Origin of the sequence: Microcoleus sp. Pol12B4, assembly GCF_036701385.1 — a bacterium.
In the GTDB taxonomy this organism is placed as follows: Bacteria; Cyanobacteriota; Cyanobacteriia; order Cyanobacteriales; family Microcoleaceae; genus Microcoleus.
Genome location: NZ_JAUBQR010000028.1, coordinates 1 through 25,439 on the forward strand (window position 1 = coordinate 1; position 25,439 = coordinate 25,439).

At 43.8% G+C, this 25,439-nt stretch carries 14 protein-coding genes and 2 pseudogenes; 9 read left to right on the plus strand and 7 right to left on the minus strand.

Annotation, left to right across the window (positions count from 1 at the left end):
- The 3 genes and pseudogenes from QUA38_RS06225 to QUA38_RS06235 all read left to right on the plus strand — a co-directional run.
- Nucleotides 1-4,606: AAA family ATPase (locus tag QUA38_RS06225; protein ID WP_333160150.1), on the plus strand; the 4,606-nt coding region annotated here is incomplete at its 5' end.
- Nucleotides 4,607-4,637: 31 nt separating this feature from the next.
- Nucleotides 4,638-4,814, plus strand: a pseudogene (locus tag QUA38_RS06230) (ATP-binding protein); the annotation flags it as partial.
- Nucleotides 4,815-4,892: 78 nt separating this feature from the next.
- Nucleotides 4,893-10,739, plus strand: coding sequence for an AAA family ATPase (locus QUA38_RS06235; RefSeq protein WP_333160152.1), 5,847 nt, complete (start codon nt 4,893-4,895; stop codon nt 10,737-10,739).
- 128 nt (nt 10,740-10,867) lie between these two features.
- On the opposite strand, the gene QUA38_RS06240 is transcribed toward QUA38_RS06235, so the two are convergent.
- A complete protein-coding gene (locus QUA38_RS06240) occupies nt 10,868-13,090 on the minus strand; it encodes a PAS domain S-box protein (RefSeq protein ID WP_333160154.1) in 2,223 nt (740 codons plus the stop codon).
- 413 nt (nt 13,091-13,503) lie between these two features.
- A complete protein-coding gene (locus tag QUA38_RS06245) occupies nt 13,504-14,982 on the minus strand; it encodes a leucyl aminopeptidase (protein ID WP_333160156.1) in 1,479 nt (492 codons plus the stop codon).
- Nucleotides 14,983-15,319: 337 nt separating this feature from the next.
- Here QUA38_RS06245 and QUA38_RS06250 point away from each other — a divergent pair, with 337 nt between their 5' ends.
- Nucleotides 15,320-17,521 (plus strand): transglycosylase SLT domain-containing protein, encoded by a 2,202-nt coding sequence (locus QUA38_RS06250; RefSeq protein WP_333160158.1) that lies wholly within the window; start codon nt 15,320-15,322, stop codon nt 17,519-17,521.
- Between the two features lie 148 nt (nt 17,522-17,669).
- Here QUA38_RS06250 and QUA38_RS06255 read toward each other — a convergent pair whose 3' ends face one another.
- Nucleotides 17,670-18,167, minus strand: a complete 498-nt coding sequence (locus tag QUA38_RS06255) for a pentapeptide repeat-containing protein (RefSeq protein ID WP_333160160.1) — start codon at nt 18,165-18,167, stop codon at nt 17,670-17,672.
- A gap of 109 nt (nt 18,168-18,276) precedes the next feature.
- Between QUA38_RS06255 and QUA38_RS06260 the strand changes: the two genes are divergently transcribed.
- The gene (locus QUA38_RS06260; RefSeq protein WP_333160162.1) at nt 18,277-18,645 is read left to right on the plus strand and encodes a phage holin family protein; all 369 of its coding nucleotides are present in this window, start codon (nt 18,277-18,279) and stop codon (nt 18,643-18,645) included.
- A 4-nt stretch (nt 18,646-18,649) separates the two neighbouring features.
- Here the strand turns inward: QUA38_RS06260 and QUA38_RS06265 are convergent, their stop codons facing one another.
- Entirely contained in the window at nt 18,650-19,438 is a 789-nt protein-coding gene (locus QUA38_RS06265) for a cobalamin biosynthesis protein (RefSeq protein WP_333160163.1), read from the minus strand.
- A gap of 119 nt (nt 19,439-19,557) precedes the next feature.
- Here QUA38_RS06265 and QUA38_RS06270 point away from each other — a divergent pair, with 119 nt between their 5' ends.
- The gene (locus QUA38_RS06270; RefSeq protein ID WP_333160165.1) at nt 19,558-19,920 is read left to right on the plus strand and encodes a hypothetical protein; all 363 of its coding nucleotides are present in this window, start codon (nt 19,558-19,560) and stop codon (nt 19,918-19,920) included.
- Between the two features lie 125 nt (nt 19,921-20,045).
- Here the strand turns inward: QUA38_RS06270 and QUA38_RS06275 are convergent.
- Nucleotides 20,046-20,214 (minus strand): annotated as a pseudogene (locus tag QUA38_RS06275) (TetR/AcrR family transcriptional regulator); the annotation flags it as partial.
- 75 nt (nt 20,215-20,289) lie between these two features.
- Here QUA38_RS06275 and QUA38_RS06280 point away from each other — a divergent pair.
- The gene (locus tag QUA38_RS06280) at nt 20,290-20,652 is read left to right on the plus strand and encodes a hypothetical protein (protein WP_333160167.1); all 363 of its coding nucleotides are present in this window, start codon (nt 20,290-20,292) and stop codon (nt 20,650-20,652) included.
- 8 nt (nt 20,653-20,660) lie between these two features.
- Here QUA38_RS06280 and QUA38_RS06285 read toward each other — a convergent pair whose 3' ends face one another.
- Together QUA38_RS06285 and QUA38_RS06290 are read right to left on the minus strand one after the other, a co-directional pair.
- Complete coding sequence (locus QUA38_RS06285; RefSeq protein WP_333160169.1) at nt 20,661-21,182, minus strand: GNAT family N-acetyltransferase; 522 nt, start codon at nt 21,180-21,182, stop codon at nt 20,661-20,663.
- Nucleotides 21,183-21,206: 24 nt separating this feature from the next.
- Nucleotides 21,207-21,824, minus strand: coding sequence for a helix-turn-helix domain-containing protein (locus tag QUA38_RS06290; protein ID WP_333149183.1), 618 nt, complete (start codon nt 21,822-21,824; stop codon nt 21,207-21,209).
- Between the two features lie 282 nt (nt 21,825-22,106).
- On the opposite strand from QUA38_RS06290, the gene QUA38_RS06295 reads away from it, so the two are divergent.
- Together QUA38_RS06295 and QUA38_RS06300 are read left to right on the plus strand one after the other, a co-directional pair.
- Nucleotides 22,107-23,702 (plus strand): pitrilysin family protein, encoded by a 1,596-nt coding sequence (locus QUA38_RS06295; protein WP_333160171.1) that lies wholly within the window; start codon nt 22,107-22,109, stop codon nt 23,700-23,702.
- Between the two features lie 190 nt (nt 23,703-23,892).
- Nucleotides 23,893-25,374: a pitrilysin family protein gene (locus QUA38_RS06300; RefSeq protein WP_333160173.1), complete on the plus strand. Its 1,482-nt coding sequence runs from the start codon at nt 23,893-23,895 to the stop codon at nt 25,372-25,374.
- The last annotated feature ends 65 nt before the right edge of the window (nt 25,375-25,439 follow it).

The window sequence follows — 25,439 nt, forward strand, 5'->3', positions numbered from 1 at the left end:
GTGTTGGCAGCAGTGCCAAGAAACTGGAAAGATTGAAACTTTTGAGTTAGGAACGCGGGATATATGCGATCGCTTCCGGGTTCCCGACAAACTCTATGGACGAGAAACTGAAGTAAAAACGCTCATACAAGCCTTTGAAAGAGTCAGCGAAGGTGCAACAGAAATCATGCTAGTTGCAGGTTTTTCAGGAATTGGAAAAACCGCAGTTATAAACGAAGTTCATAAACCCATAGTGCGGCAACGGGGTTATTTTATTAAAGGAAAATATGACCAATTTCATCGCAACATTCCCTTCAGCGCCTTTGTGCAAGCATTCCGCGATTTAATGGCGCAATTGCTATCCGAATCAGATAAGCAATTAGAAACATGGAAAAGCCAGATATTAACTGCATTAGGAGACAACGGACAAGTCTTAATTGAGGTAATTCCTGAGTTGGAAAATATTATCGGTAAACAGCCAGCCGCCATTGAATTATCGGGAACAGCAGCCCAAAATCGCTTTAATCTCTTATTGCCCAAATTTGTGCAAGTCTTTACCAGTCAAGAACATCCGTTAGTCGTGTTTTTAGATGACTTGCAATGGGCCGATTCCGCATCACTGAACTTGCTGAAATTATTGATGCAAGATGCTGGGTATCTATTAATATTAGGCGCGTATCGAGATAATGAAGTCTCCCCCGTACATCCATTCATTTTAACAGTGGATGAAATTGTAAAAACTGGGGCAGCGGTGAATACAATTACTTTACCACCCTTAAGGCAGCCTGATATGAATCAGTTGGTGGCGGATACACTGAATTGTGAATCATCTCTAGCCCAGCCTTTAACAAAATTGGTCTATCAAAAAACTCAAGGTAATCCTTTTTTTGCGATCCAGTTTCTCAAAGCATTACATGATGACAAGTTAATTAGCTTTGATTTCGATATTCAATATTGGCAATGCGATATTGCCCAAGTGAAGGCTTTAGCAATTACTGATGATGTCGTTGAATTCATGGCATTGCAACTACAGAAATTGCCCAAAGAAACTCAGGATAGTCTCAAACTAGCGGCTTGTATTGGGGCGCAGTTTGATTTGAATACCTTAGCAATTGTCAGTGAGAAATCACCAGACAGTAGCGCCACAGCTTTATGGAAAGCCTTGCAGGAAGGTTTGGTAATTCCTACTACCGAAATCTATAAGTTCTTTACCCAATCTGATAGCGAGGAAGTTTTCAATGATTTCGCTAATCCGACTTATCGATTTTTACACGATCGCGTCCAACAAGCGGCTTATTCATTGATTCCTGACGAGCAAAAACAGCAGACCCATTACCATATTGGGCAACTACTCCAACAAAACTTATCAGAGATAGAAAAAGAGGAAAAGCTGTTTGATATTGTCGGGCATTTAAATTTAGGAATTGAGTTCATGACTCAAGCAGAGGAACGGGAAGCCTTAGCCAGATTGAACTTAGCAGCCGGACAGAAAGCCAGAAATTCTACAGCCTATGCAGGCGCCAGAAGTTTTGTGAAAACAGGGCTGGATTTACTCACTGGAAACTGTTGGCAAACTCAGTATGAATTAACCCTGAATCTTTATGTGGCTGCGGCTGAAACGGCTTACTTAAATGCTGATTTTAATGGCATGGAAGAAATGGCAGCCCAGGTTTTGCGATCGGCGAAAACAATACTAGATAAAGTCAAGATATTTGAGATTCAAATCAACGCACTGACAACTCAGAGTCAGATGTTAGAAGCGATCGCTATCGGCACCAACGCCCTAGCACAATTGGGGATTGAACTTCCCTATCAAACTGACGAAGCATTGACACGCATTGCATTACAAAACCTTGCCACCCACCTGGAGGGCAAACAGATCGAGGAACTGGTTAACCTTCCCGTGATGAGTGATCCTCGGACAATTGCGGCGATGCAATTGTTAGGCATCTTGTTTCCGGCTATTTTTATGGGAAATCCTGCCTTGCAGCCTCTGCTTTGTGCCACAATGGTCAGTATATCACTTCAATTTGGCAATGCACCAGCATCAACAATCGGGTATGTGGGTTATGGCATTGTGCTGTCTAGTTTTTTCGGAGAAGTAGAAAAAGGTTATCGCTTTGGGCGAGTAGCATTGAGCTTACTCGATCAGTTGAATTGGCCAGAATTTAAATGTATCACTTTACTTTGGTTTGGCTGTTTTATTCAGCATCGTCAAGAACCACTGAGGGCAACAATCCCAACGGCGAAAAAAGGGTATTTAGTCGGGATGGAAACAGGTGATTTTCTCAATGCTGGCTACTGCGTCAGTAGTTATTTATATAATAATTTTTTTTCCGGGGCAGAGATTGATGATTGGCACGCAGAAATAGAAAATTACTGTGTTGTCTTAACGACTGTGAAGCAATATTCCCCTATGTTTTACGTGAAGATGACACAACAGACGGTGCAGAACTTGAGGGAAATTGTCAATCAACCGGATTTGTTAATCGGTCAGGCTTATGATGAAACCGTGATGTTTCCTCAGCATAATCAGAATAGAGAGCTTACTGCACTCGCTCTTGCCTATAACTACAAACTAATGCTTGCCTATCTCTTTGGCAACTACACCAACGCCCTAGACTACATTGCTCAAGCAAGCCTCTATTTGAGGGTGGCGGCAGCAATGATTCATACTCCGGTTTTCCATTTCTATGCCGGGTTAACCTACTTGGCAGTCTGCTCTACGCAGTCAGAAATTGAGCAAGCGAACAGTCTCGCTTTGGCAGAAACCCATCAAACCACTTTGGCTCAATGGGCACACCAGGCGCCGATGAATCACAAACATAAAATTGACTTGGTAGAAGCAGAAAAATGCCGGGTTTTAGGCAAGAATTATGAAGCTGGAGATTGGTACGATCGCGCTATTTCAGGAGCCAAACAAAATAGTTATATCCAAGAAGAAGGTTTAGCAAACGAACTAGCTGCCAAGTTCTACTTAGATTGGGGGAAAGAAAAAGTTGCACAATCTTACATGATTGAGGCTTATTACTGTTATTCCCGTTGGGATGCAAAGGCTAAAGTAGCTTATTTAGAACGCCACTATCCACAACTACTGAAAGCTATTCTCCAACCTGCTAACTTTGTAATCACATCTGGGACAACAATCAACCCTACCTGGATGGGAAGCCTAGCTACCGTCAGTAGTAGCGAGAATGTATGGTTGGATTTTCCAGCAGTAATGATGGCGGCACAAGCTATTTCACAAGAAATTGAATTAGAGAAACTGTTAGCCACTTTGATGCAGATTACGCTTGCGAATGGGGGAGCACAAATTGGTTGTTTAGTGCTTCGCCAAGACCGACAATGGTTAGTCGTCGCTCAAACCGCACAAAAGCAGACAAAAACATTAGAAATTCCTCTGGAACAATATCAGGAAATTCCTCATAGTTTGATTTATGCGGTGGCACGAACTCAAGCGACGGCTGTTTTTGACAACTTAAGTACAGCAGACCAATTTGCAGGCGATCGCTATATTATCGCTCATCAACCTAAATCAGTTTTATGTACTCCCATTATTCGCCAAGGAAAACTCGTCGGTATTTTTTACTTAGAAAATAACTTAACACTCGGAGCATTTACAAATGAGCGAGTAGAAATTCTCCAGATACTCGCAGCTCAAGCAGCGATCTCTATTGATAATGCTCGTTTATATAAACAAATAGAGAAATATTCCCAAAGCTTAGAAGCAGAAGTAGCGCAAAAAACGGAAGATTTAAGCCAAAAAGCTTTTGATTTAGAGCAAGCATTTAAAAACTTACAACAAACCCAAGCACAATTAATTCAGAGCGAAAAAATGTCATCTCTCGGTCAACTGGTAGCTGGGATTGCTCACGAAATTAACAATCCAGTAACATTTATTCGTAGTAATGTTGCACATATAGAGGATTATGTCAAAGATTTGCTTATTTTACTTAAAATTTATCAACAAGAGTATCCTGAAGCCAGTGGAGTCATTCAAGCGAAAATAGAAGAAATGGATTTAGAATTTATCTGGAAAGATTTAATTAAAATTCTAGAATCTATGAAATCAGGGAGCGATCGCATTAGCCAAATTATCCTGAGTTTGCGTAACTTTTCCCGCTTAGATGAAGCAGAGATGAAAGCAGTAGATTTACATACCGGAATTGAAAGCACTTTGCTAATTTTACAAACTCGCTTAAGACTGAGCGATGTTAAATCAGAAATACAAGTTATTAAAGATTATGGAAATCTGCCCAATGTCATTTGTTATGCTAGTGAGATAAATCAAGTATTTCTGAGTATTATCAGTAACGCTATTGATGCTCTTCAATCACTTAATAAAACAGAAAAAACTCCTGTAATCAGGATTCAGACTGAAGTCATAGAAAAAGACAGGGTTAGAATTAAAATCTCTGATAATGGTGCGGGTATCCCGGCGAATATTCAATCCCGAATATTTGATCCCTTTTTTACAACTAAACCAGTTGGTAGCGGTACAGGTTTGGGTTTATCTGTTAGCTATGGTATTGTCAAAAAACATGGCGGTAAATTAACCTGTAATTCTAGAGTTGGAGATGGTACAGAGTTAGCGATCGAGATTCCTATCAGCTATATTAGAACCTAAAGAAGCTTCTTAATGCTAGGTTCGTTGGGATGTCAAACAAAAAATATTCGATCATTTATTGACGACGAAAGCAGTGGGCAAAGGAACGGGTTTAGGATTGGCGATCGCACGTCAAATCGTTGTGGAAAAACATAGTGGTTCTATTCACATCAACTCTCGACTGAGAGCCGGAACAGAATTTATCATCACCTTACCCACTAATGCCTAACAAAAAAGTTAATTTTTTTCTCTTATTCAAACCTATTTAACCGTTCATTAATCCACAATTTACCAAATAACAACAACCATGAATAACTCTCACCAAAACCGCAGCCAAAACACAAGCATTCAAATTCCCAACTATCAAATTATCCAAACAGTTTATTCAGGAAGTCGAACCTTAGTTTATCGGGCCATCCGTACCAGTGACCGATTACCTGTCGTCATCAAACTGCTGAAAAACGAGTATCCCACCTTTAGCGAACTGGTGCAATTTCGCAATCAATATACCATTGCTAAAAACCTTTGTCAACCGGGAATCATCCAAACGTATAGTCTCGAATCCTATCGAAATGGCTATGCGTTAGTGATGGAAGACTTTGGAGGTATTTCTCTTCACGAATGGGCATTGAAAGGAGAAAAGGCACTATCTTTGAGGGAGTTTTTAGTGATAGCGATCGCTCTTTGCAATACCTTAGATATTCTCTACCGCGATCACATCATTCACAAAGACATAAAACCCAGCAATATCTTAATTAATCCCGAAACCAAACAAGTCAAATTAATTGACTTTAGTCTTGCGTCTTTACTTCCAAGAGAAACACAAAGCTTGATAAATTCCAATGTATTAGAAGGGACACTTGCTTATATTTCCCCAGAACAAACTGGTCGAATGAATCGGGGGATTGACTACCGGACAGACTTTTATTCTTTGGGTGTGAGTTTCTACGAATTACTCACAGGGAAATTACCATTTGAATCAAATGACCCAATGGAGTTGGTACATTGTCATATTGCCAAAGCAGCACCATTAGTACATGAAAATAACCCACAACTCCCCTCGGTCGTCTCAGAGATTGTCAGTAAATTGATGGCAAAAAACGCTGAAGATAGATATCAAAGTGCATTAGGAATGAAATATGATTTAAAAAAATGTTTACATCAACTACAAAAAACTGAGAAAATTCAGAGCTTTACAATTGCACAACGGGATAGGAGCGATCGCTTCATCATCCCCGACAAACTCTACGGACGAGAAACAGAAGCAGAAACTTTACTGCAAGCATTTGAGCGAGTCAGTCTTGGTGCAACAGAAATGATGCTGGTAGCAGGTTTTTCGGGTATTGGTAAAACCGCCGTTGTCAATGAAGTTCATAAACCAATTGTTCGGCAACGCGGTTATTTTATCAAAGGAAAATTTGACCAATTTCAACGCAATATTCCCTTCTCTGCTTTTGTCCAAGCATTTCGGGATTTAATGGGGCAATTGTTAACCGAAAGTGATCTCCAACTAGAGCAATGGAAAAATAAAATATTAGGAACTGTCGGAGACAACGGTCAGGTAATTATTGAAGTCATTCCCGAACTAGGAAAAATCATTGGTGAACAACCACCAGCAGTAGAATTGTCAGGAACTGCAGCCCAAAATCGCTTTAATTTATTGTTTCAAAAATTCACCCAAGTCTTTACTAGCGCCAAACATCCATTAGTGATGTTTTTAGATGATTTACAATGGGCTGATTCAGCATCATTAAAGTTGATACAGCTATTAATGGTTGATACAGATCATCTTTTCATCATCGGTGCCTATCGGGATAACGAAGTCAATCCAGCCCATCCATTAATGCTGACTTTGAGCGAAATTCAAAAAAACCAAGCAGTCATTAATACTATTACTTTAACACCCCTGAGTCAATGCCAAATCAATCAATTAGTCGCTGATACCCTAAAAATAACCGAAAATTTGGCATTACCCCTTTCACAATTAGTCTATCAAAAAACTAAAGGCAACCCATTTTTTGCCACCCAATTTTTCAAAGCCCTACATGAAGAAAATCTCATTCAATTTAACTTCGAGTTAGGCTGTTGGCAATGCGATATGTCCAAAATCAATCAACAAGCCTTGACCGATGATGTTGTAGAATTTATGGCGTTGCAGTTAGAGAAGTTACCCTTACTCACCCAGAATATTCTGAAGTTAGCCGCTTGTATTAGCAATCAGTTCGATCTAGCAACATTAGCAATTGTTTCAGAACGCTCAGAAGTAGAAACCGCAGCCAATTTATGGAAAGCATTGCAAGAAGGTTTGATTTTACCGATCGGTGATGTTTATAAATTTTATCTAGGGGCAGAAAGTCAAGTCGTTACGCTAGAAAAATCTCAAAATGTTACCTACAAATTTTTACACGATCGCGTTCAACAAGCAGCCTATTCCCTAATTCCCGACAACCAAAAACAGGCGACTCATTACCAAATCGGACAACTGCTGCTGCAACAGATTTCGGCACAAGCAAGAGAAGACCGTATTTTTGAAATTGTCAATCAATTAAATCACGGAACTGCTTTAATTACCAAACCAACAGAACGAGAAGAATTAGCCCAACTCAATTTAATTGCCTGTCGCAAAGCCAAAACTTCAACCGCTTATCAAGCCGCCCATGAATATGCCACAGTGGGATTGTCTTTGTTGGCAGAAAATACTTGGCAGCAGCAGTATGAAATGACCCTAGCCTTGTATGAATTAGCAACGGAAGTGGCAATGCTAAACGGTAATTTTGAGGCGATGGAACAGTTCATTGATATTGTCATTCAACAGGCACGCTCCTTACCTGAAAAAGTCAACGTTTACTGCTTTAGAATTCAATCTCATATTTCCCAAAGTAAATTAACCTCAGCGATCGCGATCGCCCAACCAGTTTTACAACAGCTTGGCGTCACCTTTCCTGAAACACCAACACCATCAGATCTTCAACAGGAAATCCAAGAGATTGAGGAACTTATTGGAAATAGGGAAATTGCCGATTTGGTTAACTTGCCTGAGATGAGGGATGTGGAAAAACTCGGTACTATTAAGATTGCCAATATCATCAGCCCAGCAGCTTACCTCACTGGCTCTGCGCTGTTCCCATTGCTGAGTACTTTGTCGGTTAAACTTTCCATTCAGTACGGTAACACATCGATTTCTGCTTACGGCTATGTGAACTATGGCAATATTCTCTGCAATTTCTTCCAAGTCGTGGATACAGGAACACAGTTTGGTTCCTTGGCACTCCAGATTATTTCAAAACTCGATGCCAAAGCAAGTAAAACAGATGTTTTGATGCTCTTGGGGTTATTTGTTGTACACCGAAACTCTCACATTCAAGAAACACTACCCCTGTTGCAAGAAGGTTACACCACTGCCATAGAATTTGGGAACTTGGTACTTGCTGGGTATAATGGCCACAGTTTTTGCCTCAATTCTTTTTGGTGTGGTCAATCCCTGGCTACGTTAGAGCAAGAAATTTGCGCTTACTGCCATAGTTTGATGCAATTAAATCAATTGACAACCGCCAATTATTGCCGGATCTATTGGCAGCCTGTTTTAAATTTGCTAGGTCTTGCAGAACATACCACCCTTTTGTCTGGGAAAGCCCTTGAAGAAACAGAATTTCTCCAGCAGCTACAATCTGCCAAGGATGGATATGGATTGTATATTTTCCATTTGTATAAACTGATGCTTTGTTTCTTGTTTGGAGAAATTGAGCCAGCGAAAAATCATGCTATTGAAGTCAGGCGCTATTTTATGGCTGGTGCGGGATTAGTCAGCGAACCAGTATTTTATCTTTATGAGTCTCTGCTAACTCTGGCACAATTGAATCCACAGTTAGATGAAACATCAGAAGCATTGCAGGGTGTCCTAGAAAACCAAACCAAGTTACAGCAATGGGCGTCTCATGCACCCATGAATTATCAACATAAGGTTGATTTGGTAGCGGCAGAAAAATGTCGAGTGTTAGGACAAAAAGCCGAAGCAATTGAGTTTTACGACAAGGCGATTTCTCTTGCCAAAGCCAACGAATATACCCAAGAAGAAGCACTTGCTAACGAACTGGCTGCTAAATTCTACCTAGATTGGGGCAAAGAGCGCATAGCCGGGGAATACATGATTGCAGCCTACTATGCCTATGCTCGTTGGGGTGCAAAAGCCAAAGTTGCTGACCTAGAAGCTCGCTATCGGCAACTGCTTGCACCTATATTAGAGCAAATCCGTTCTCCTCTCTCCACTCACGAAACTATCTTCACTTTGGGGAGTATTACCTCCACCAGTTCTGCCACATCCAGTAGTAGTGTTTCTGTGGCTTTAGATTTAGGTGCTATTCTCAAAGCTTCCCAAGCAATATCCGGTGAAATCGAACTCGAAAAGCTACTTTCATCGTTGCTTTCAATCGTCATCGAAAATGCGGGGGCTGATAAATGCGTGTTCATGCTCTTGCGAGACGATCGCCTGTTAATTAAAGGGTCAATTACCGAGGGTTCAAAGCCAGTTGTCTTGCAGCGTCTTCCCATTGAAGAGAGTCAAGAAATTCCCCTGAAGCTGATTTACCAAGTCAAGCACAACAGGCAGACTGTTGTGCTGCTGGATGCGACGACCGAGCGGACTTTAATAAATGACCCATATATCATGCGTCAGCAGCCGAAGAGTATCTTGTGTAGCCCGATTTTGCATCAAGGGAAGCTGATGGGCATTTTATATCTAGAAAACAATTTAGTTATGGGAGCATTTACAAGCGATCGCGTTGAACTACTTAACTTACTTTGCGCTCAAGCGGCGATTTCCTTAGAAAATGCTCGACTTTACGAGCGCTCACAGAACTATGCTCAACAGCTAGAACAGTCTTTGGAAGAGTTAAAGAATAGTGAAGCCCGCTTTCAGAAACTTGCCAATAACGTGCCTGGCTTGATTTATCAGATTCGGATTCAAGCCGATGGTTCTGCTTCAGTGCCCTACGTCAGTTCTGGATGTCAAACACTCTATGAAGTGGCGGCAGAGGAGGTGATGCTAGGAAAATACAGCCTACGCGATTTTGAACATCCCGACGATCGAGCAGAGGCGTTTCGGGCAGTTATCGAATCCGCTCAAACGCTCACCCCATTTCAACATGAGTGGCGGATTATTACTCCCAGTGGGAAAGTGAAATGGGTGAAAGCCGCTGCTCAGCCAGAACGTAGAGAAGACGGAGAAACCGTTTGGGATGGAATGCTGATTGATATTACCGATCGCAAGCAAGCAGAAGCAGGTGTGACTCAAAAATCACAGGAACTCGAACAGACTCTGGCAGATTTGCAGAACACCCAACTGCAAATGGTGCAAAGCGAAAAAATGGCATCACTCGGAAATCTGGTAGCAGGTGTTGCTCATGAAATCAATAACCCCGTGGGCTTTATTTGGGGCAATTTGAATGAAACCCAGCAAACGGTGCAAGACTTAGTGGAGCATCTCAATCTCTATCGCGATCGCGCCTCAGAAACAGAGCTTGCAGACCATGCCGAAGATATCGATTTAGACTATATCATCGAAGACTGGCCTAAAATGATTGACTCCATGAAACTGGGATGCGATCGCATTAAAAGTATCAGCACTTCGCTCCGCACCTTTTCTAGAGCTGACAAAGACTATAAAGCGCCCTTCAACATCCACGAGGGCATAGATAGTACGCTCTTAATTCTCAAATATCGATTGAAAGCGAACGATGAGCGACCCGCCATTGAAGTAGTGAAAGACTACGGCAATATTCCGGCGATCGAATGCTTCCCCGGACAGCTTAACCAGGTGTTTATGAACATTCTAGCCAATGCGATTGATGCGTTAGATGAATCAAATACTGGTCGAAGTTTTGCGAAAATTCAGGCGAATCCCAACCGCATTACAATTACAACCTTACTAGAAGATAACCACGTGAAAATTACCATTACTGATAATGGAAAAGGTATGACTGAATCAGTCAAAGAGAAAATATTCGATCATTTGTTTACGACGAAAGCGGTAGGGAAAGGAACGGGATTAGGATTGGCGATCGCACGGCTGATTGTAGTTGAGCAACACTTTGGTATGCTCGAAGTCAACTCAACTTTAGGTCGCGGTACACAATTTACAATTTCACTGCCATGTTGAGCATTACCTGGGTAATTTATAGCCAAGTTTGGGATTTTTCTTGAAATTGAAAGTTTTTTACACCCAAGTTTAAAATTTATAGTGAGCGATAACTTTTGCCAAAGTCTTGATAATTCCGTCGCACTAATTCATAAAGGAATCTCGATCGCAAATTCCGTACCTTCTCCTACGGTGGAACGGCAGCTCAAGGCTCCAGCGTGTTTTTCCGCGACAATTCGGTAACTGATGGCTAACCCTAAACCAGTGCCTTTTCCCATCGGTTTTGTCGTGAAAAACGGGTCAAATAAGCGGCTACGCACGTCTTCTGTCATGCCGATCGCATTATCGGCAATGCGGATGCAAATACTATTTTCGTTCAGGGCTTCTGTGCGAATTCTAATAGTTGGTTTCCAGTCGTCGCCGCCGGCTGCAGATAGCCTTTTTTGGTTGCAAGCATCTTCCAAGGCGTCAATACTGTTGCTAAGCAGATTCATAAATACCTGATTTAGCTGACCTGCATAACATTCTATTAAAGGGAGTTGACCGTAATCTTTGATAATTTTTATTTCTGGATAGTCGCCTCTGGCTCGGAGTTTGTTGTGCAATATTAAGAGGGTATTATCTATGCCTTCGTGAAGGTTAGTAGGTTTTTTTACTGAGTCGTCTAAACGCGAGAAGTTTCGCAAACTCAGAACTATTTCGCGAATGCGATCGGCTCCCATCTTCATCGAAGATAATATTTTTAGTAAATCTTCTGTCAGAAATTCTAAATCGATATTGTCAATACATTCTTGAACTTCTACCACGGGCTGAGGATAATGTTTTTGGTAAAGTTTCACAAGCTGCAACAAGTCTCTGATATATTGGCTGGCGTAGGAAATATTGCCGTAGATAAAACTGACAGGGTTATTAATTTCGTGAGCTACTCCAGCTACCATTTGACCGAGACTTGACATTTTTTCGGTATGAATTAGGTGAGCTTGAGTTTCTCGAAGTTCTTTGAGAGCGATTTCTAGCTGCTGGGCTCTGTTGTTGGCGATCGCCTCGGAGAGTCGCAAAGCATCCTCCGCCGCTTTGCGCTCTGTTATGTCAAAAATGGCGCCGTTGAGGGATAAAACTTTACCGTCTACGTTGAAAAGGGCTTGACCTTTCTCTACCACCCAACGCACATTTCCGTCGCCGTGAATTAGGCGATATTCGATGATGTAAGGTTGTTTTGTCTTAATAGCCCGATCGATAATTGTCTCGATCTGCTCAGCGTCATCGGGATGAACTATACTCGGAAAAGCCTGCACTGGTTTTTGCATAAAGTTAGCTGCAGGATAGCCGGAAATAGCTTCTATGCCACTGCTGATAAAAGTTAGGCTCGATCGCCCTGCAGCACTGCATCGGTAAACCGCACCGGGAATGCTAGAAACTAATGACCTAAATTCTTCTTCCCTTTCTCGCAAAGCTGCCTCAATCCGCTTGCGTTCGCTAATGTCACGAGCAAACGCGCACTGATATTCTTTGCCGTTAAATTCCAAATGGTTGATCGTAATTTCTACCGGAAAAATGCGACCGTACTTAGTAAGGTGGTGAACTTCAATATTAACCGAACCGCAGCGTTTTAAGACTTTCCAGTGCAAACTCCAAGCAGTTTGGGGAAAATCTGGATTGATGTCGTGCACGGTCATCGAGAGCAATTCTGCAGCAGAATATCCCAATGAAGTGCAAGCAGCGTCGTTGACATACAAAAATTTACCGTCTGGCCCGATCCAGAATATCGCATCTGCCGATCGGTCGATCGCAAACTGAGTCAATTGTAACTTTTCCTCAACCCGGTGGCGATCGGCAATTTCTTTTTCTAACTGTTCGTTAAGCGAATTGAGAGCTAAAGCGCGATCGACAATAGTATCCGAAGGATAAAAATGGAGCGCTTGTTTTGCCAATTCTCCTTTCTCGATATCATGCTGGTGCTGATTTTGTTCTACCTGTTTTAACGACTGTTGTTGAACTTTTTCTTTTTGATTTAAACCAGACTCGGCAAGTGCTTTTGGCATGATGGCGAGGGCGGTTGTGGCTAAAAGCCAAGAAATCAAAGCACTTGCAGCTTTGAGAGTTACCGAGAGCCAATATATGGAATGCCAAAGCGTCCAAACTTCCGTCAATTTAGCTGCGCCCCAGGCAAAAAAAACAACGGCAAACACCCGGAAAATCTTGCGGTGAGAACCTTGGCGGGTAAAATAAACTAAAGATAGGGCGATCGAGCAATAAGCCAGTGCCGTCAGCGAGTCAAAAACAGCGTACAGTCGCAACTCCGACACCACGTTGCAGGCGAGTCTAGAAGATACAGCAAGTGTTGAAAAAAAAATTGTTAATTGTTCTTGCATAAAGTTCAAGAAAAAAATTATCTGTACCAATGCAAATCAGATCAAATCTAATTATTTGATTTCGGCTAGTGAAATATTTACATAATTATATACTTTTTTCATTTTTTATGAAACAGCTATTTTTTCAGAAAATGTCAAAACTGTCGAGGTTGGGCCCCAGGAACGAAGCTTTATCGCAAGTATGAGTAATGGTGAGCGTCACGGCTAGCAACGCTTAGGTTGCTCCCTGTAACGGAATAAATAGGTTCGCCTAGCTATTGATTCAGAAACATTTAAATTGTTAATGATCGCTATTAAATTTTCTTTTAGATTACTTAAGCAGTGAGCCAGGGGTTTTTAACCCCTGGCTCACAGATGGACTAGCAGACTTTTAAGGCAGAGAAAATCTCAATTTTTCCGCTGGAAATCCACAATTAAGCACCGCCCAGCGCCCAATGCACCAAAGTCCGAACTCCAAAACCAGTAGCCCCAGGGCCATTGTAGCCATTTTCTTTGTCAGTCCAAACCGGGCCGGCAATATCTAAATGCGCCCATGCAGTATCCTTTACAAACTGCTTCAAAAATAGCGCTGCCGTAATCGAACCACCGGGACGAGGACCTGTGTTTTTCATGTCGGCGTGCAATGCTTTCAAGCCCTCAAAATACTTCTCTTCCATCGGCATTCGCCAAAATTTTTCACCTGCCAATTCTGATGCAGCGACTATTTCGGCAGCGACGCTATCTTGAGGACTCCACAAACCCGCGATATCGTCACCTAAAGCAATTACGCAGGCCCCGGTTAGAGTTGCTAAATCGACAATCGCGTCAACTCCTAATTTATCAGCAAATACCAAAGCATCAGCCAGGGTTAAACGACCTTCTGCGTCGGTATTGTTGACTTCAATTGTTTTGCCGTTGGAAGCTGTAAGGATGTCTCCAGGGCGCATGGCACGGCCGCTGATCATGTTTTCAGTGACGGCACTGATAAAGTGAACTTCCACATCTGGTTTGATGTGTCCGATCGCCTTTGCCGCTCCCAAAGTAGCTGCGGCGCCGCCCATATCTATTTTCATCATTTCAATGCCGCTGCCCGCACCTTTGATGTTCAAACCCCCAGAATCAAAGGTCAATCCTTTGCCGACAATTGCTATTTTGCGGCGCGGTGTGCCTTCGGGTTTGTAAGTTAAATGGATGAATTTGGGTGGTAAATCCGATGCTAGTGCCACGCCGAGAAAGGCTCCCATGCCTAGCTTTTCGCAGTCTTCCCGTTCCAATATTTCTAATTCTAAACCGCATTCGGCAGCCAGACTTTGAGCAGTTTCTGCCATGGTAATCGGGGTGACAAAATTTGCCGGCGCTGCGACTAATTCCCGTGCTAAAATCACTCCGGCAGTGATTTGGCGGGCGCGGGCGATCGCACTTTCGGTACCGGCAAAACCGAGCAAATGAATTTGTTCGAGTTGCGGGCTTTTGTCTTCCTGTTCCGATTTGAAACGGTTGTCTTGATTCAAGGAGAGTTCTACACCTTCGGCGATCGCGCTTGCTGTAATATCCGGTGCGTTTTTCCACACCGGAAAGCTAATTCCAAGGGTTTTGCATTTCTCTTTTTTGGCTAACTTGGCGCAAACGCCTGCTGCTTGCCGCACGGTGTCTAATTTTAAGTCCTCTGTTTTGCCCAAACCGACGATCGCAATTTTGCGAATGGGATTATTGCCGCCGACGCGGGTGATGGCGCTCGTGCCCACTTTGCCCTTAAAATCTACTTCCAGTAGCAGCTCTTTCAAAGTGCCTGCAAGCTTTTCATCTAATTGTGCCAGCTCGCCGGTGAGTTCCAAGGCGTCCTCAAATAGACCAATTGCCAGGGCGTCTCCCGTCCAAACAGAGCGGGGTGTATCGGTGACTAGAAATTCCATGTTTTGATTTACACTTTAGATTTTAGATTTTAGATTGTACTTTGTAGTGGGTGGTTTGGGCTTTTTCCTTGGTGCGGAGAAATAGATTGATCGCACAAATTCTCCGCTCCACATCGAAATAAATTCTGCTACTATATCAGCCAAGTCCGCCTGCGATCGGATCTTCCACCAATCTCAATCATCTGTGTGGGGGTGGGCTGTCCGTTTTTGCCCCACTATTAACATTTATTTCTCGTTGAACAGGCATCCTGCCTGTGATGGCGTGGAACACCCATCCTGCGTGTGATGGCTTTTGACAAACGATCGGTTATCTATTGTTATTCTCTTAAATTTTCCCATGCTAAAACGACGCCGGGCTCGATTTTCTGTTTTAATCAGCGTTTCAGTTTGCGTTATTGCGATCGGCTCTTTGGTTGCTGCGATGAAATGGATGGGTTTTGGCTCAGTCCAGAAGGTTCAGCAGCCCCTGAGTGCAGCGAATTCCGAATCGCAAGTCAAGATGCTGGTATCGCTGTCACCGAGCGAGCGATCTGCGAAATTAATTGAACTGGCAACCAGTCAGTCTGCAAGTACGAACCCGCAGCAGGAAATCTCCCCTCAAAGCCGCGCCCGCTACCTGCTTGCCAGCGATTTAATCCAGCAAGGAAATGCAGCCAAAGCATTAAAGTTATTGGACAAATTAGAGCAAGAATATCCGGTTTTAGCTGCTCACATTGCCCTAAAAAGAGCGCAAGCTTACCAATTAAGCGGCGACAAAGGCAAAACTCAAAAAGCTTGGCAGGAACTGCTCAAAAACTATCCGAGCGACCCGGTAGCAGCGGAAGCTTTATATGTTTTAGGCAAGTCAAAACCGGAATATTGGCAACAGGCAATTACTGAGTTTCCCGGTCATCCCCGCAGCGTAGAAATTGCCCTCCGCAAGTTAAAAGAAAATCCCAATCAGCCGCAGTTGATGCTGCTCGTAGCAAAACACGGTCATTATGTCAAAGATTACGGGACAATTTTGGAACAACTGGTGCAGCGAAACAGCGCCGCTTTAAAACCGGAAGATTGGGAAGAAATTGCCTTTGGCTATTGGGAAAAACAAGATTATGGCAAAGGAGCTATTGCTTACGGGAAAGCTCCCCGCAACGCCAAAAATCTTTACCGCAAAGCTCGTGGTTTGTGGCTAGACGGAAAAATCCCGGAATCGAGAATTGCCTATCAAGAATTAGTGCGGGATTTCCCCGATGCCGAAGATACTGGTTTGGGTTTAATTAGGCTATCGCGCTTGAACGAACCAAAAGAAGCGATCATTTTGCTCGATCGAGTTATTAGCAAATTCCCAAATTATGCCCCCGAAGCTTTGTTAGATAAATCCCAACTTCTCGACAAAGCACGCAGCGGTCAACCCGCCTCAGATACCCGCAAGTTGCTCTTGACAAAATACAATAATTCTGATAAAGCAGGCGAATTGCGGTGGACGATCGCCCAGCAGTTTGCCAAAGGCGGAGATTTAAAATCAGCTTGGCAGTGGGCGAGAGAATTAACCACCCACAATCCCGACAGCGAACAAGCTCCAGAAGCCGCATTTTGGGTCGGGAAATGGGCACAGCAACTCGGCCGCCAGCAAGACGCCAAGACTGCATTTGAGTACACTATCTTACGTTATCCCGAATCATATTTTGCGTGGCGATCGGCTGTACTTCTTGGCTGGCCGGTAGGCGACTTTACCACAGTCCGAGATTTGTCTCCCAATGTAGTGCGGCCGCCTCAGCGCCCCGAACCAACTGCCGGTTCTCCTGCGTTGAAAGAACTCTATCAATTAGGTCAAGATAGAGATGCCTGGACGCTGTGGCAAATAGAATTTATCGACCGCGTAGAACCAAGTATTGCCGAACAGTTTACCGACGGTTTAATGCGAGTTGCAGTCGGAGACAATTTAGACGGTTTGTGGATGGTTAGTAGCTTGCGGCAGCGCGAAAAACCCGATGATAGAACCGAATACCTCGCGCTGAGACAGCAACCGATTTATTGGCAAGCGCTTTATCCTTTTCCTTACTTAGAAACCATTGTCAAGTGGTCAAAAGAACGCACAATAAATCCAGTATTAGTAACCGCATTAATTCGGCAAGAATCGCGGTTTATGCCCTCCATCAAATCATCAGTTGGCGCCACCGGTTTAATGCAAGTAATGCCCGAAACAGCAGCTTGGGTTGCTGGACAAATCAGCCTCAAAAAGTATTCATTGGAGAATGTGGACGACAACGTTAAACTCGGTACGTGGTATTTGGATCACACTCACGACGAGTACAAGAATAACTCGATGTTAGCTGTGGCGAGTTACAATGCCGGGCCGAATGCAGTATCAGATTGGTTGAAAAGGTTTAATTTTAGTGACGCGGATGCTTTTGCGGAAAAAATTCCCTTTCCTGAAACGAAAGGATACGTAAAATCGGTGTTTGAAAATTACTGGAATTATCTGCGGATTTACAATCCAGAAGTTAATCAGTTAATGAGTGAGCATTATGCCACTGCTCAGAAAAAAGCAAAGCCTTAGTAATTATGGTTGAGGCTAAGCTTTCAGGAACGGACTCTCCGGCCCGTTCCACAAACAAATTTATTTTGTGTATTGATTTTGTCGCGTGGGCTTCTAGCCCGCCCCTACCAAAATTCCAGAAATTGAAATTAGGGAATGATAGACTAAATCAGTGGCATCCCAAAGAATCGCGAGTAGAAATCCCAGTTTGAGAATTAATACCGCTGGCTTTTGTGCACAAGTATTTAACTTGTGATCCGTCCATAATTGCATCAGTAAAGTCAGCGCCGGTGATATCAGCTCCCTCAAAAGTAGAACGCAGCAAAATTGTTTCCGCTAAAATTGCATCGCTTAAATCGGCCTTAGTAAATTTAACTTGATCTATCATTGCATTAGTTAAATCTGCTCCGTGCAAATTCGCTTGAGTCATCACCGAAGCGCTCATAATTGCTCCCCGCAAATCGGCATTAGAAAAATTAGTCAAGTCCATATTAGCGTTAGAAAACTCAGCGGCCCGCAACATTTGACCCGAAAAATCGCGTCTTGTCAGTTCGGCATTGCTAAAGGACAACGGCGGAGCGTAATATTTAGATTGAGCCAGCGCTGGCCGTGGCAGGATGAAGATAGTTAGCGCCAAGAGGAATGCTGCTAGTTGCCGGAGTTTCATAAGCCTGATATTCTTGCAAGGTGGGTATTTCGTAGTGTATGCCGAACTTGGGTCGATCGACTAAACAGTTAAAATCTGAATTAAGAGTGATGGAGAGGGAAAAAAAGATATGCTAAGTTTTTTCTTAACTTGGATAGTAGCAGCGGTTTCGCTAATCATTACCGCTAACATTGTACCAGGTATTTCGGTGGTTAGCTTTCCGGCGGCGATGCTGGCTGCTGTTGTTATCGGATTGGTGAACGCGGTTGTCAGACCGATTCTTACATTGCTGACGCTGCCTTTGACCATTATTACTTTAGGTTTGTTTTTATTCGTTGTGAACGCAATTTCACTTTCCCTGGCTTCGTGGTTGGCGGGTGCGTTCAATATCGGCTTTGCGGTTAGTGGTTTTTGGCCGGCTTTGTTGGGTTCCATTGTGTTGTCATTTGTTTCTGGGTTGATTGGTCGATTTGTGAATGCCAATACTTTGTCTCAGTAATACATTATCCCAGATACTCGATCGCGGAAACTGCAACTGCTACTGTTACAGCAGAACCCCCCCTAACCCCCCCTTGTAAAGGGGGGGGATTTTGAGTGCGAAATATTTTTTTAGGAACTAAGAGGGGAGATGAACCGCAGATGAACGCAGATGAACGCAGATGGTGGATGGATATCTGCGTATCTTTGTGTTCATCTGCGGTTAAAATTTCTTCGATCGCACAAAGTGCCGCAGCTTCTGCTACGCTGGGCGTCCCGACTGCTTTTGCTGCAATATTTGAAGGATTGGGGACTTCTACGGAACTTAAAATTTCAGCCGCAAAGGTTTTTAACGGCCAATTTCGCGCTTGACAAAGTTCTAACAAGCCGACTTCACCTGCTTTAGTGTCTATTGTAGCAATACCTGCGATCGCACTTTCCGCTAAATGATAACCGCGACATACATTTTGAATCGCTGTTTCGATTAATTCTCGCCCTGTTCCGCGTTCACAGCCTATCCCTATCCACAACACTCTCGGATGCCACTGAACCTTTGGCAAAACAGATTCCGGCGAAAATCTTCTCTGCGTAAAACTAATCCAAATTCGGGCTTTGATAGTTGAGAGATTTCCCCCCTCCCAATACAAAGAATGTTTTTCTGGCAGACTGTTTTGCCACAAAGTAGAACCAACTTCTTGAATTACTTCGACAGTTTCTCCTCTAGCAAGAGCCGCCGCTACTCCAGTCCAGTCCCCTTCACCCCGCCTCCAACCGCAGGGAATGTCTAGCATATCTAAAGTAAATTCATAGCTCATTATTCAGTTATCTATTCTGTAGTTTCACTGCGACCGCAATCTGTCAAAAAATTTACACTCTGTTTATTTAAGTTTATGGTAGAATTGTAGCACAAACTACAAAAAGTCAAACATTTAAGATGGTAGAACTAAATCAGTTAGTGTTAGAGCTTGAAAGCAACCTCAAATCGGAAGGAGTTAAAAAAGAATGGAAAGAGCGTCGGTCAAGTTGGGTGAGCGATGTGGCAGCATCAGTTAACCTGACATATCTATCAGAATTGCTAGTTGAATTGGAATCTAACTTGCAGGGTAAATCTGTGGATATTCAGTGGGGAGAGCGCCGGAACCTTTGGGTAGAAGAATGTCTGGCAGCATCGATTGTTCAAGAAGTATCAAGTTTATTGCTGGAACTAGAAAGCAATATAAATTCGGAAGCTATGGCTGATGAATGGCAGCAGAATCGCGAGAATTGGGTACAGCAAATGCACAAGTTTAATGAGTAGTTTCGACGAGTCAGAGCCTGTCAATATAAGTTTTCAGGCTCTAAAATTTCCTAATGACTAATTACTAATTCTTCATCTTTCTGCAAAACCCCATTCAGAAAAATATCAGCGAGTCCTTCAGCCATTTAGTGCATTTGCTGTCGATAAGCATTCGGCTCCATAATCGTATTTTGACTGAAGCACCCGACTGCAAACATTCCCAAAAATACCTGAGCGACAATCTTCGGATTCATCTTTGGGTAAACTTGTTTTTCCCTCGCCGTTCTTAAATAAAGCCTCAGCCACATCGCTCATTATAAAAAACAAACAGTCTCAATCAATAAAATTTGTCCAAAAATAGCACAAGCTGCAAACAAGACAAAATTTAATATGGTAGAACTAAACCAATTACTCTTAGAGTTTCAATCCCACCTAAGCGGGGATGCAGTGACGGAAGAATGGAAAGAACGTCGCAACTGTTGGATGAGCGAGGTGTCAGCAGCCAGTGACGAAAAGCACTTAGCCAAGTTGCTAGTTGAATTAGAATCAAATTTTCAGCGAGAATCGGTACAAAGTCTCTGGAAAATGATCCGTGAAAGTTGGGTAGAAGAATGTCATATAGCATCGACGCTGGAAGAAGTATCAAGTCTATTGCTGGAACTTGAAAGTAATACAACTTGGGAAGTTGTGACAGATGAATGGCAGGAGAATCGGGAGAAGTGGGTGCAAAAGATGTACGAATTTATAGAGTAATAATTCACTTAATCAAAATCCACTTTCATTGTGAATGATGTCCCTCCTGTGCGGTTGATTGTCTCGCTTCCGTCAATTATTTTAAATCCACAGCGCTCGTACAAACTCAGGGCCCGATTTGAGCTTCTGACACTCAGGGATACCGATCGATAAGATGCTTTTGCCGCTGACAACAAACGAGCCAGCAACTGCGTTCCTACACCCTGATTTGTATATTCTGGAAGAACGGCGATCGCCAATTCCGGGGTAGTATCGTCAACCCAGCCAAAGCCCTTGTCATCCCCTGTAAACAAACGCAGCCAGGCGGCTCCTACTGTCTGGCTGCCGTTCAATTCGACCGCTGCGAAACCCAAATCGTTTGCACGTCCCCAATTCTGGACATATTTCGCAATTAAAGGATGATTGACAACAGCTTGCACCGTTGATTCACCTTCTTCTGCCATGTGCGCCGCTTCATACAGCATTTGCCACAAAAAAGGCTCGTCTTCCTGTGTTAGCCGCCGAATACAATAGTGCAAAATTTTGCTCATAACAAGTTTTCCCTGTTGCCCTAATTATTCATCTTTAATTAAAACCCCATTCAGAAAAATATCTGCGAGTCCTTCAGCCATTTCCTGCATTTCCTGCACAGAAGCATTCGGCTCCATAATCGTATTTTGACTGAAACCCGCGACTGCAAACATTCCCAAAAATACCTGAGCGACAATCTTCGGATTCATCTTCCGATAAACTCCTTTTTCCATCGCCGTTTCAAAAAAAGCCTCAGCCACATTTGTCATTTTTCCGATGACTTCCAACTGAATTCTGTCGCGCAAATCCGGGTGAAATTGCGCCTCCAAAAAACACACCCGCATCATGTCGCTATTCTCGCGGATATTCAGCATCCGCCGCCGCATCACCTGAGCCACTGCTTTGTAACTCCCCATCTCGCTTAATTCTGTCAGCAAATCCGTCAGCAACTCCACCCATCCTTCCGTAGCCACCTCAATCAAAATCGCTTTTTTATTATCAAAATGCCGAAATAGCGTACCCTCTGCCACCCCCGCCGCCGCTGCTAAATCGCGAGTTGTCGTGCCGTCGTATCCGCTGCGGGCAAACAACCGCTGAGCGGCTTGTAAAATCCGCTTCTTGGTTTCTGTTTCAGAAGGAGGAGACTGATTAAAAATTCGCATGGCTTTGCAATCGGTAATTGGCGACTTGGATCTACGGTATCGGGACTGAATGGCTAAATTAATGTTAAGTTTTAAGTTGTGCGCGGCTTTGATCCCAAACTTAATACTCCTCGCTCAACTCCAGACCCTTTTTGAGATTTGCTGTATCAGCCTAACATCTGCGGCGCAACAGATCGCTTATGCCTCCAAAAATCTTTATCCTTAAAAAAGAATCTCTGGCCGCCGAGCACAAACATTTTTTGTTTGACAACCCAAAATCTCAATTCTAAAATCTAAAATCGAATGACCCCGCAGTTCCAAAAACCCCGTGAAGCGAAGCTATCCCGTAGGGAATCGCCCGATCGCCAAACTCGATTCATCGCCTCCCTGCTGGCCGCTGTACTGCTGTGGTGGGGCATTTCTCCCGAAATCGCCCTCGCCCGCCCCAACCCCGCTAGTGGCTCCCAAGCAGTCTCTGTTCAACCGTCGCTCGATCGAGTAATCAGCCAAGTCAGCGAATATAAGCTCGACAACGGCATGAAATTTATCGTACTCGAAAGGCCTAGAGCCCCCGTAGCATCGTTTCTGATTCACGCCGATGTCGGCGGCGCAAACGAACCCGACGGTCAAACAGGTGTCGCTCACTATCTCGAACATTTAGCCTTTAAAGGCACGCCAAAAATCGGCACTACCGACTACCAAGCCGAAAAGCCGCTCTTAGAAAAACAAGACCAACTCTTCGAGCAAATGCAAGCAGCCAAGGCCAGCGGCAAAACTGAAGAAGTCGCCACATTAAAAGCAGAATTTGACAAAGTTGAAGCCGAAGCTTCGCAATTTGTCAAGCGCAATGAACTCGGCAAGATAGTGGAACAAGCAGGCGGAGTCGGACTAAATGCCGCTACTTCCACCGACGCCACAATGTATTTTTACAGCCTTCCAGCTAATAAGTTAGAAATGTGGATGTCGCTGGAATCCGAGCGATTTCTAGAACCAGTATTTCGGGAATTTTACAAAGAAAAACAGGTAATTTTAGAAGAGCGCAGGCTGCGAACCGAAAATTCTCCGATCGGACAAATGGTTGAAGTTTTTGCCAACAAAGCTTTCTCTGCTCATCCCTACCGCCGCCCCGTAATTGGCTACACTGAAGACATTAAAAACCTTAGCCGCAGCGACGTGCAGAAGTTTTTCGAGACTCACTACGTCCCCAGCAAGCTGACTGTGGCCGTGGTAGGAGACGTGAAAGCTTCGGAGGTGAAGCGACTGGCTCAAATTTATTTCGGTCGTTACAAGGCGAAACCAGCGCCTCCAGAATTGCAGATTGTCGAACCTCCCCAAACGCAAACTAAGGAAGTCACGCTGCAATTAAAAACTCAACCTTGGTATTTGGAAGGATACCATCGGCCTGCGATGAATCATCCCGACAATGCGATTTATGAAATGATTGGTTCTTTGCTCAGCGATGGCCGCACTTCTCGGCTTTACAAATCTTTGGTAGAAGAGCAGCAATTGGCGCTGGCGGCTCAAGGTTTCAGCGGTTATCCGGGGGAAAAGTATCCGAATTTGATGTTATTTTATGCTCAAACTGCTCCGGGCCGCACGGTTGATGAAGTAGCCTCCGCTTTGAGCAAGGAAATCGATCGCCTGAAAACTGAGCCGGTTTCTGCTTTGGAATTGGATCGCGTGAAAACTCAGGCGAGAGCCGATTTGTTGCGATCGCTCGATTCTAATATGGGCATGGCATTTTCGCTGGTGGACTATCAAGTAAACACCGGTTCGTGGCGAAATTTGTTCAAGGAATTGGATGCGATCGCGGCTGTTACTCCCGCTGACATTCAACGTGTCGCTCAGGCAACTTTCCGCCCGGAAAATCGCACGATTGGTAAGCTTTTGCCACTGTAAGAAGAAGGTTCGGCAACGGATTCTGTAACGGATGTAACTGATTGAAGTCCGATGGAAGTCCGATGGAAGAACGAAGAAGGAAGAGGGAAGAAGGAAGAGGGAAGAAATACTCGTTTCCAGGCTCTGCCTGGGAACGCATATCGGCGAGGCTCTGCCTCTAATTGTCAAATTAGGAAACATTGGAGAAAGAATGAAAAGGACTAAATTGAGACTGAAAAAAGTAAAGTTATTTCTGCTATCGCTTTGCTTTTTTACTGTTTCACTTGGCACGTTTAATTTGTTACCTTCCTTTGCGGCTGCACCCAAACACTACGACGAATTAACATTTCCCCCGCTGGCAGAAATTAAACTGCCTAAATACACTCGCTTCGAGCTGAAAAATGGCATTAGGGTGTATCTGATGGAAGACCGGGAACTCCCGTTAGTCGGGGGAACGGCGCTATTTCGCACCGGCGAGCGCTTTGAACCTACCGATAAAATCGGATTGGGAGGTTTGACGGGAGAAGTGATGCGAACTGGCGGCACAAGCAGGCATACGGCTGATGAATTAAATCAGTTGCTCGAACAGCGAGCAGCTTCGGTAGAAACTGGGATTGATGTTGCTTCTGGTACGGCTAATTTTAGTGCTTTAGCTGAAGATGTGGAACCCGTGTTTGACTTATTTGCGGAAGTGATTCGGGAGCCCATATTTGCTCAGGAAAAGTTGGATTTAGCTAAGAACCAAACTCAAGGTGCGATCGCCCGCCGCAATGACGATCCTGACGGTATTACCAGCCGCGAGTTTCAAAAATTAATTTATGGCGATCGCAGTCCTTACGCGCGCACGGTGGAATACAAAACCCTCGCCAATATTTCCCGCGATGATTTGGTGAGTTTTTACCAGAAATATTTCCATCCCAAGAATATGATTTTGGGTATTTCTGGCGACTTTGATACAGCTAAAATGCGATCGCTCGTCGAGCAAAAATTCGGCAACTGGCAACCGAGTCAAAGTGCAGAAGTGCCTGCACTACCAACCGTATCGCCAGCAAATAGGGGCGGCGTATTTTTGGTAAATCAGCCGCAATTAAGTCAAAGTTACGTGCAAATAGGACATTTGGGCGGAATGCTCAGCAGTCCAGATTACGGTGCTTTAGACGTAATGAACGGGGTTCTCAACGGTTTCGGTGGTCGTTTGTTTAATAACGTGCGATCGCGCCAAGGCTTAGCTTATTCAGTATACGCGGCTTGGAGTCCGAGATATGACTATCCGGGGGTGTTTGTCGCAGGAGGCCAAACGAGATCGGACGCCACAGTACCGTTTATTCAGGCAATTCGCGCAGAGATCGATCGTATCCGCACTGAACCAATTACCCCGGCAGAATTAGCTTTTGCTAAAGATTCCACCCTTAATTCTTTCATCTTCAAATTTGAAAATCCCAGTCAAACTTTGTCGCGATTAATGCGCTACGAATACTACGGTTATCCCGAAGATTTCATTTTTCGCTACCGCCGCAGCATCGAAGCAGCAACAATTGCCGACGTGCAGCGCGTAGCTAAGACTTACTTGAAACCGGAGAATTTGGTAACATTAGTAGTGGGAAATACAGAGGCAATTCAACCGCCGTTATCGAGTTTGGGAAATTCGGTAAAAGTGCAATCTGTTGATATCACAATTCCCTCGGCGACTTAATTTATTTGTGATTATAAGTCGCCGATCTGGGTAAGGACACGGCAATGCCGTGTCCCTCCTCTTTG

Excerpts from the sequence above, each read along its gene's own strand:
- QUA38_RS06235 (WP_333160152.1), top strand. The coding sequence starts at position 4,893 with ATGAATAACTCTCACCAAAACCGCAGCCAAAACACAAGCATTCAAATT.
- QUA38_RS06240 (WP_333160154.1), bottom strand. The coding sequence starts at position 13,090 with ATGCAAGAACAATTAACAATTTTTTTTTCAACACTTGCTGTATCTTCT.
- QUA38_RS06245 (WP_333160156.1), bottom strand. The coding sequence starts at position 14,982 with ATGGAATTTCTAGTCACCGATACACCCCGCTCTGTTTGGACGGGAGAC.
- QUA38_RS06250 (WP_333160158.1), top strand. The coding sequence starts at position 15,320 with ATGCTAAAACGACGCCGGGCTCGATTTTCTGTTTTAATCAGCGTTTCA.
- QUA38_RS06255 (WP_333160160.1), bottom strand. The coding sequence starts at position 18,167 with ATGAAACTCCGGCAACTAGCAGCATTCCTCTTGGCGCTAACTATCTTC.
- QUA38_RS06260 (WP_333160162.1), top strand. The coding sequence starts at position 18,277 with ATGCTAAGTTTTTTCTTAACTTGGATAGTAGCAGCGGTTTCGCTAATC.
- QUA38_RS06265 (WP_333160163.1), bottom strand. The coding sequence starts at position 19,438 with ATGAGCTATGAATTTACTTTAGATATGCTAGACATTCCCTGCGGTTGG.
- QUA38_RS06270 (WP_333160165.1), top strand. The coding sequence starts at position 19,558 with ATGGTAGAACTAAATCAGTTAGTGTTAGAGCTTGAAAGCAACCTCAAA.
- QUA38_RS06280 (WP_333160167.1), top strand. The coding sequence starts at position 20,290 with ATGGTAGAACTAAACCAATTACTCTTAGAGTTTCAATCCCACCTAAGC.
- QUA38_RS06285 (WP_333160169.1), bottom strand. The coding sequence starts at position 21,182 with ATGAGCAAAATTTTGCACTATTGTATTCGGCGGCTAACACAGGAAGAC.
- QUA38_RS06290 (WP_333149183.1), bottom strand. The coding sequence starts at position 21,824 with ATGCGAATTTTTAATCAGTCTCCTCCTTCTGAAACAGAAACCAAGAAG.
- QUA38_RS06295 (WP_333160171.1), top strand. The coding sequence starts at position 22,107 with ATGACCCCGCAGTTCCAAAAACCCCGTGAAGCGAAGCTATCCCGTAGG.
- QUA38_RS06300 (WP_333160173.1), top strand. The coding sequence starts at position 23,893 with ATGAAAAGGACTAAATTGAGACTGAAAAAAGTAAAGTTATTTCTGCTA.